Raw genomic sequence first — 7045 nt, forward strand, 5'->3', positions numbered from 1 at the left:
TCGCCCGGCAATCCTCAGATCCCCGTGAACCACCGGGGTTAGATAGCGCGACTTATCGAGGTGACGGACCTGACGTTGTCCGCGACCACCGGGACTGTCACCCTGGGGATCAGAGCCCCGGCCCGGGGCCTCCGGACGAGGGGTGCCGTACCCGGTGCGCGACAAGACGGCCCGCAGGAGGCCGTCATGGCATGGGTCGTACTCGTTCTGTCCGGAGTTCTCGAGGCCGTGTGGGCCAGCGCGCTCGGCCGCTCGGAGGGGTTCACGCGGCTGTGGCCCTCGGTGGTGTTCGGCGTCGCGCTTGTCGTGAGCATGGCCGGTCTGGCCTACGCGATGCGCGAGCTACCCGTGGGCACCGCGTACGCGGTGTGGGTCGGCATCGGTGCCTCGTTGACCGTCGTCTACGCCATGGCCACCGGGGCGGAACCCGCCTCGGCGATGAAGGTGCTGTTCCTCGTCATGATCATCGGCGGTGTGGTCGGGCTCAAGGCCGTCAGCTGATCCGCTGGCCGTACACGATGCACCGCATGATGTCGGAGTGCGGTCGTACGGTGGGGTGAACCGCATCCGAGCTCGCCGCCAGGCCGAGTCCAACCGGAAGGTCCCATCTCACCATGACCGCCATCAGCACAATCGACCGCGGACCGCGCGTGGTCGCCCGCAGCGTGACCGTGAACGCGCCCGCCGACGAGCTGTTCGCCCTCCTCAACGACCCACGCAAGCACGGACTCGTCGACGGGTCCGGAACGGTCCGCGACAACGTCCGGGGGCCGACCACCCTGCGCCCCGGCGCCAAGTTCACCACCGCGATGCGTATGTACGGCGTGCCGTACCGCATCACCTGCACGGTCACCGAGCACCGCGACACCCCGGTGGAGAAGGTGATCGAGTGGGCGCACCCCGCAGGGCACCGGTGGCGCTGGGAGCTCATCCCGACCGGTAACGGGAAGACGAAGATCGTCGAGAGCTTCGACAACCGGCCGTCCAAGCTCGGCAGGTTCTTCGAGATCGTGGGGATGTCCAAGCGGAACGCGGCGGGCATCACGGAGACGCTGTCTAAGCTGGCGGCGAGGTACGAGACCGCTGGATGACCACGGGATGACCACCACTGAGCGGATCGACGTGGTCACCGCTCGCCCTGTCGGCCGGTGATCTATGGTGGTCGGCGACACGGGGTGCTGCCCGCCCGGGCGGCTGAGATCACACCCGTCGAACCTGATCTGGGTCGTTCCAGCGAAGGAATGTCGATACGGCACCCGCCGCCACCGCAACGGGGCTCCCGGTGCCGTCGCCGATCCGCCGCGCCCTGCGCAGTCGAGGAGCGGAGGCGCATCGTCACCCTCGCCGGGAACACCGGGAAGTGAGTGGCAATGGATATCGGCAACAGCGCGCGGATCGACGAGCAGGTCGTCCTCGTCACCGGAGGCGCCCGCGGGCTCGGCGCGGACATCAGCCGCGCCTTCTCCAGAGAGGGCGCTCTCGTCGTCGTCAACTATCACCGCAGCGAGTCGGCCGCAGCCGACCTCGTCCGTGAGCTCGGCGAGGACCGCACGGTCGCACTCCGCGCCGACGTCACCGACGACGACGAGGTGCACGCCCTCGTCGACGCCGCCCGTCGCCACTTCGGCGCGCCCGTCACCACGGTCGTCAACAACGCGCTGGTCGACTTCGAGTTCAACGGAGACGCCCGCCCGCGACCCGAGACGCTGATCTGGCATGACTTCGACTCGCAACTCCGCGGCGCGGTCAAGGCCACCCTCGCCACGACCCAGGCGACGCTTCCGGGCATGCGCGAGGCCGGTTTCGGACGGATCGTGAACATCGGCACCAATCTGTTCCAGCACCCCGTCGTGCCGTACCACGACTACACCGCCGCCAAGGCCGCCGCGCTGTCGCTGACCCGGACCCTCGCCACCGATCTGGGACCGGACGGCATCACGGTGAACATGGTCTCCGGCGGTCTGCTGCGCACCACCGCCGCGAGCGCCGCCACGCCTGCAGAGGTGTTCGACCTCATCGCGTCGGGGACGCCGCTGCGCCGCGCGATCACCCCGGCCGAACTCGCCGACGCGGTGCTGTTCTTCGCCTCCCCGTGGGCGCGGGCCGTGACCGGGCAGAACCTCATCGTGGACGGGGGACTGGTCAAGGGGTGAGGCGCGGCGGCGCCGATCGCACCGAGGGCGCGCCCTCGCACCCGCGCGCCCTCGTGCCCGCGCGCCCTCGCGCCCTCACACGTGCGCGCCCTTGCCGGTGCCGGTCGGGTGGGGGAGGCTGGAGTCATGCAGTTCCCCTCGGTGGTCTTCTCGCGGACGGCCGGGGGCCGCCGGATCGCCGAGGCCGAGGCCGCTGTCGCCGAACTCGACCAGCGCCTCGCGGAATGGGACGAGCAACGAGCCCTCCTGGCCGCCGACGATCTCGGCAGCGACCCGCACCGGCACGTCCCGCGAACCTGGCCCGCCGTCGCCGAGTCCGCGGCCTCCGCCGCCGGGCGTCTCGCGGCTCCGCTGTCACCGGCGGCGCTGGAGGCCGAACGCTCCGAACTCCGATGGTCGGGCGTGGGCAAACTGATCGGGGCCGGCCTCTCGGCGGCGGTGCTCCTGGCTGTCCCGCTGACGCTCGTCCTCAACGCGGTGATCTGACGTGCCGCTGATCCTCGCGCTGGTGGTGTTCGCGGTCCTCGCCGGTGTGGTCGCGTGGATCGCGTCGACCGGATGGCTCGTGCGCTCCGGACTGGAGGACCTCGCCCGCCACCGTCGGCTCAGCCGGGGGACCGACCCGGCGCAGCTCACCGCCGAGCGCGCCGTCGACACCGCGCGGCGCACCCACGCGCTGGCCTCCGAGGCGCTCGCCGCGACCCTCGACCGCTGGTATGAACTCCGCTCCACGCTCGGCATCGGCACCCCGCTCGAAGCCGAGTACCCCGCCGTGAGGGACGCCCTCGACGGCGACCCCGCGTTCGCCCGCCTACTGGAGCGGGCGAACGACGCCCTGGTCGACAGCACCACCGACCGTCCGAGCAGAGTGGCCGACCTTCTCGCAGAGGCCGCCCGCCTGGACGCGCTGACGCTGGCCGTGCGCGACCGCATCTATCGGGCGAGACGCGCGCCGTGACCGGGCAGAACCTCATCGTGGACGGGACTGGTCAAGGGGTGAGCCTGTCAGGCCCTCCGAAATCCGCTACTCCGCCTCGGAATCCGCTACTCCCGTGGAGGTAGCGGATCCGCAGGCGGAGTAGCGGATGTCGAGCTGGGCGGGTCGACTGCCCGTCGTGCCGGGTCTCGGATCAGGGGGTGCCGGTGCCCTCGTCGGCGGCGGGGGAGGTGTTGGTGCCGCCGTCGTTGATCTCGAAGCGGGTCCACTTGCCGTCCATGTCTACCTCCATGGCGTACCCGAGCGCGTCGTCGGGGACCTCGACCGTCTTGAACCAGTCGTACGCCTTGGTGTCGTCAGCGAACTCCTTCTCCTCGATGACGTTCTGGTCGGGGTCCACTACGCGGTAACGGGGCATGCTTGCTCCTTCGAATCGATGGAATCCGGTCGTATCCGCAGTGTGGGTGATCCGGCGTCATCTCGCATCCGGTTGAAGCCCGTCGATCGCCAGGCCCGTCGACCGCGCGGCCTGGCCGGTGGTCACCGCGCGACCGGCCCGGGCGGCGCGGGCGCCGAGGTGACCGCGGTGCTGCCCGTGCGCAGGTACTCGACCACGGCGTCGTCGACGACCCCGTTGCCCTTGGCGACCTGCCCGTGATCGCCGCCGTCGACGGTGATCATGTGCGCGCCCATCCGGTCCGCCAACGCGCGGGCGCCGTGCAGCGGGGTCTGCGGGTCCGCCACCGAGTTGATCAGCAGCGGCGGCACCTCGAGCGCGTCACCGCTCACCTCGACGGGCGTAGTGACGGCGGGAGCTCCGGCACATGCCGCGCCCGAGCTGAACATCAGGCCGGTGGCGTCGAAGATGTCGCCGGTGACGAACTGGGTCCACAGGAAGCCCGGGTAGTCCAACGGTCGCGGGGCCACGCGGTTCTCGTTGCAGAGGATCGCCGATTGCATGTTCACCGCGATCAGCGCCTCCGCGGGCACGGCCGGCATCTCCGGATCGACCATGCCCAGGGGCGTGCCGTCGCGCAGGGCCGCCGCCAGCATCGGCCAGCCCTGCGACTGCGGCGCGAGGCTCCGGGTCGCGGCGAGAGTGATCGACCGCGACTGCATCGCGCCGGGGTTGAGCAGCTGCCGCGCGAGGCCCTCCAGCTGCGCCCGCGCCGGGCCGGTCAGCGTCGTACCGTCGATCCACGCCTGAGCCAGGGCCTGCCACTCCGCCGGCACATCGCCCACGCGCGCGGGCGGCGGAGCCAGTGTCGGGGTGGTGCCGGCCTCGGCGAGCACCCGCTCGGTCCAGCGCTGATACACCTTGAGCGGGGTGTCGCCCAGGCCGTACGTGGCGTCGTTGGCCGCGATCCAGTCGAACATGTCGTGCACACGCCGCTTGTGCGGTTCGTTCTGCTCGAGCAGGACCTGGTTCCACATCCAGTCCGGGTGAGCGCCCGAGTCCAGCACGACCTTGTCCGTGTGCTGGGGGAACAGCGTCGCGTAGGTGGAGCCGAGCAGGGTGCCGTAGGACAGGCCGTGGATCGAGATCCGCTCCTCGCCGAGCGCCAGTCGCACCTGCTCCCAGTCGCGGGCGGTGTTCTCGGTGGTCAGGTGTCGCCAGTCGTCGCCGCTGACCGATTCGCACGCCGCCCGGTGCGCTCCGCCGACGTTGGTCGCCAACATCAGGACGTCCGCCGGGTTCAGCGGAGCGCACTGCAGGGGCCCGGCGTGGGCGAGTCCCCGGGGCTGCACGCCGATCAGATCCCACTCATCGCGCAGGGCATCGGGCCAGGTGAAGAGTTCGTTGTCGTCGAAGTAGGTCAGGGAGTCCCCGCCCGGTCCTCCCGCGTTGCCGAACAGCACCCCGCGCCGGGCGTCCGGGTCGCGGGCCGGGAGCTTGGATATGGTCACGTCGATGGCCTCGCCGTCCGGCCGCGAGTAGTCCTGCGGGACGGTCACCGTCGTGCAGACCGCGCCGGGGGTGGACACGGTGTCGGGGCACGCGCCCCAGGTGGGCGCGGCGTGCGCGGCCGGTGCGGTGGTGGCGGCGCCCTGGACGACGACGAGTCCCGCCGCCACGAGCACCGACGCCATTGCCGAGGCGACGTGACGAGCGGCGGACGGGAGGAGTGCTGAACGGCGGCTGTGCATGTCGCCCAGTCTTTCAGGATGGCGCCCCCGTTGCTGCCGACCGTCCGACATTGCCATTGCCTGTCAGGGGACGATAGCGATGTCGTAGCGCCAAGTTAGCGTCGCCGCATGACGAGCATTCCCGAGTCTCTTCTTGTGGCGATTCCCGCTCTGGTGGGGGCCTTAATCACAGCCTCCGTGGGTCGAGAGCGGTTCTCCCAGAAGATCGACAGGCTGTCGGCCGCGCTCGAGCGGGTCAGCGGACGCGCTCATCTGGAAGCGGAGTTGGAATCGCTCAGCGCGGAGGCGGTTGCCCGGTATCGCGCGGCTCAGGCTGTACGATTTCTCACCATACTCGGGACCTTCTCGGCGTTCTACACGATGTTGCTGTCGACCGTTTACATCGTGAGCCCTCTTGTTGGTCGGGAGACGGGCCCTGCGGTTCTGGTGCTCACGAATGTGTTCTTCGTGGGCGCAATTGTGATGTTCTTCGTGTCCTGGATTCTCAAGCAGGAGATCATGAAGGTGTACATCTCGCGAAAGCCGGGCATCAAGTCGCGGGCGCCGGGCGGGATAGCGCGCTTTCTCATGCGGACCTCGATAATCGAAGAGGAGTTGGCGTGGCTGGACAGGGCGCACGCGCGGAGAAGTGTCGGTTCAGCTTCCGCCGGGGTGGGCGAGCGTACGGTCGAGATTCCGACTTCCGAGGAGGCCTCCCGTGACCACTGACCCGAACGCCCAGCCGCTCATCGACCCCACCACCAAGTACGAGGTCGACATCCCGATGCAGTCCCAGCCGGTGCCGGGGCTCGCCTCCGAGCTGGAGCCGCCCGCCGATCACGGTGAGACGTCCTACGTCGGACACGGCAGGCTCACGGGTCGCCGCGCGCTCATCACCGGTGGCGACTCGGGCATCGGGCGCGCGGTGGCGATCGCGTACGCACGTGAAGGGGCCGACGTGGCGATCGGATACCTGCCCTCCGAGCAGTCCGATGCGGACGAGGTCGCCCGGTTGGTCCGGGAGGCCGGCCGCACCTGCGTCCTGCTGCCGGGCGACGTCGGCGACGAAGAGGTGGCGCGGGCGATCGTCCGCGACGCCGTTGCCGGGCTCGGAGGGATCGATGTGCTGGTGCTCAACGCCGCCCGGCAGACCTACGTCGAGAACCTCGAGGACCTGAGCTCCGAGCAGTGGGCGGAGACCATGAACGTCAATATCTCGGCGCCGTTCTGGATGATGCAGGAGGCGCTCGGTCACCTGCAGCCGGGCGCGAGCGTCATCTTCACCTCGTCGGTGCAGGCCTACACGCCGTCGCCGGGCCTCGTGGACTACGCGACCTCGCGGGCCGCGGTCAACACGATGTCCAAGGCGCTGGCGCAGCAGCTCGCGCCGCGGGGGATCCGCGTGAACGCCGTCGCGCCGGGCCCGTTCTGGACCGCGCTGCAGGTGACGGGCGGGCAGAAGCCGGAGAAGCTGCCGTACTTCGGGCAGAAGAACCCGCTCGGTCGGCCGGGGCAGCCGGTCGAGATGGCCGGGGCGTACGTGTACCTGGCCTCGGAGGAGTCGTCGTACACGACCGGCAACACGCTCTCGGTGACCGGCGGCGCGCCCACGCCCTGACACCGGAGCAGTTCGGACAGCGCAGCCCGGCCACAGCCGCTCGCCGGGATGGCGTCTGGCGCGCCACGATGCGCGGGGACCACAGTCGCCCACCTACAGCCGCTCGCCGGGATGGCGTCTCGCGCGCACCGAAGGGTGGGCGAGACGCCATGGTGAGGAGCGGCTGCGGGCTGGGCGGGCAGCGGCGGGAGCGAGACGCCATCGGCGGGG

9 protein-coding genes and 2 riboswitches are annotated in these 7045 nt (G+C 70.3%); of the genes, 7 read left to right on the forward strand and 2 right to left on the reverse strand.

The window, feature by feature from the left end:
- Nucleotides 1–109: 109 nt before the first annotated feature.
- Nucleotides 110–176, forward strand: a riboswitch (guanidine-III (ykkC-III) riboswitch).
- A 10-nt stretch (nt 177–186) separates the two neighbouring features.
- The 5 genes from HMPREF3086_RS08500 (at nt 187) to HMPREF3086_RS08520 (ending at nt 3111) form a co-directional block, all read left to right on the forward strand.
- Nucleotides 187–501, forward strand: coding sequence for a DMT family transporter (locus HMPREF3086_RS08500; protein WP_061230096.1), 315 nt, complete (start codon nt 187–189; stop codon nt 499–501).
- Between the two features lie 113 nt (nt 502–614).
- Nucleotides 615–1091: an SRPBCC family protein gene (locus HMPREF3086_RS08505; protein WP_061230095.1), complete on the forward strand. Its 477-nt coding sequence runs from the start codon at nt 615–617 to the stop codon at nt 1089–1091.
- A 70-nt stretch (nt 1092–1161) separates the two neighbouring features.
- Nucleotides 1162–1259: riboswitch (TPP riboswitch) on the forward strand.
- 111 nt (nt 1260–1370) lie between these two features.
- Complete coding sequence (locus tag HMPREF3086_RS08510) at nt 1371–2153, forward strand: 3-oxoacyl-ACP reductase (protein ID WP_061230094.1); 783 nt, start codon at nt 1371–1373, stop codon at nt 2151–2153.
- A 126-nt stretch (nt 2154–2279) separates the two neighbouring features.
- Nucleotides 2280–2639 carry a hypothetical protein gene (locus tag HMPREF3086_RS08515; protein WP_061230093.1) on the forward strand — a complete coding sequence of 120 codons (360 nt, stop codon included), beginning with the start codon at nt 2280–2282 and terminating at the stop codon, nt 2637–2639.
- Between the two features lies 1 nt (nt 2640).
- Nucleotides 2641–3111: a hypothetical protein gene (locus HMPREF3086_RS08520; RefSeq protein ID WP_061230092.1), complete on the forward strand. Its 471-nt coding sequence runs from the start codon at nt 2641–2643 to the stop codon at nt 3109–3111.
- Nucleotides 3112–3283: 172 nt separating this feature from the next.
- Here the strand turns inward: HMPREF3086_RS08520 and HMPREF3086_RS08525 are convergent, their stop codons facing one another.
- Nucleotides 3284–3508: a hypothetical protein gene (locus HMPREF3086_RS08525; protein ID WP_007627087.1), complete on the reverse strand. Its 225-nt coding sequence runs from the start codon at nt 3506–3508 to the stop codon at nt 3284–3286.
- 122 nt (nt 3509–3630) lie between these two features.
- Complete coding sequence (locus tag HMPREF3086_RS08530) at nt 3631–5238, reverse strand: alpha/beta hydrolase (protein WP_070721337.1); 1608 nt, start codon at nt 5236–5238, stop codon at nt 3631–3633.
- A 108-nt stretch (nt 5239–5346) separates the two neighbouring features.
- Between HMPREF3086_RS08530 and HMPREF3086_RS08535 the strand changes: the two genes are divergently transcribed.
- A complete protein-coding gene (locus HMPREF3086_RS08535) occupies nt 5347–5946 on the forward strand; it encodes a hypothetical protein (protein WP_069389415.1) in 600 nt (199 codons plus the stop codon).
- Nucleotides 5936–6835, forward strand: a complete 900-nt coding sequence (locus tag HMPREF3086_RS08540; RefSeq protein ID WP_061229340.1) for an SDR family oxidoreductase — start codon at nt 5936–5938, stop codon at nt 6833–6835. Before HMPREF3086_RS08535 ends, HMPREF3086_RS08540 begins: the two co-directional genes overlap by 11 nt.
- Nucleotides 6836–7045 lie beyond the last annotated feature (210 nt).

Source organism: Dietzia sp. HMSC21D01 (assembly GCF_001815995.1).
Taxonomy (GTDB): Bacteria; Actinomycetota; Actinomycetes; order Mycobacteriales; family Mycobacteriaceae; genus Dietzia; species Dietzia cinnamea.

Excerpts from the sequence above, each read along its gene's own strand:
- HMPREF3086_RS08500 (WP_061230096.1), top strand. The coding sequence starts at position 187 with ATGGCATGGGTCGTACTCGTTCTGTCCGGAGTTCTCGAGGCCGTGTGG.
- HMPREF3086_RS08505 (WP_061230095.1), top strand. The coding sequence starts at position 615 with ATGACCGCCATCAGCACAATCGACCGCGGACCGCGCGTGGTCGCCCGC.
- HMPREF3086_RS08510 (WP_061230094.1), top strand. The coding sequence starts at position 1,371 with ATGGATATCGGCAACAGCGCGCGGATCGACGAGCAGGTCGTCCTCGTC.
- HMPREF3086_RS08515 (WP_061230093.1), top strand. The coding sequence starts at position 2,280 with ATGCAGTTCCCCTCGGTGGTCTTCTCGCGGACGGCCGGGGGCCGCCGG.
- HMPREF3086_RS08525 (WP_007627087.1), bottom strand. The coding sequence starts at position 3,508 with ATGCCCCGTTACCGCGTAGTGGACCCCGACCAGAACGTCATCGAGGAG.
- HMPREF3086_RS08530 (WP_070721337.1), bottom strand. The coding sequence starts at position 5,238 with ATGCACAGCCGCCGTTCAGCACTCCTCCCGTCCGCCGCTCGTCACGTC.
- HMPREF3086_RS08535 (WP_069389415.1), top strand. The coding sequence starts at position 5,347 with ATGACGAGCATTCCCGAGTCTCTTCTTGTGGCGATTCCCGCTCTGGTG.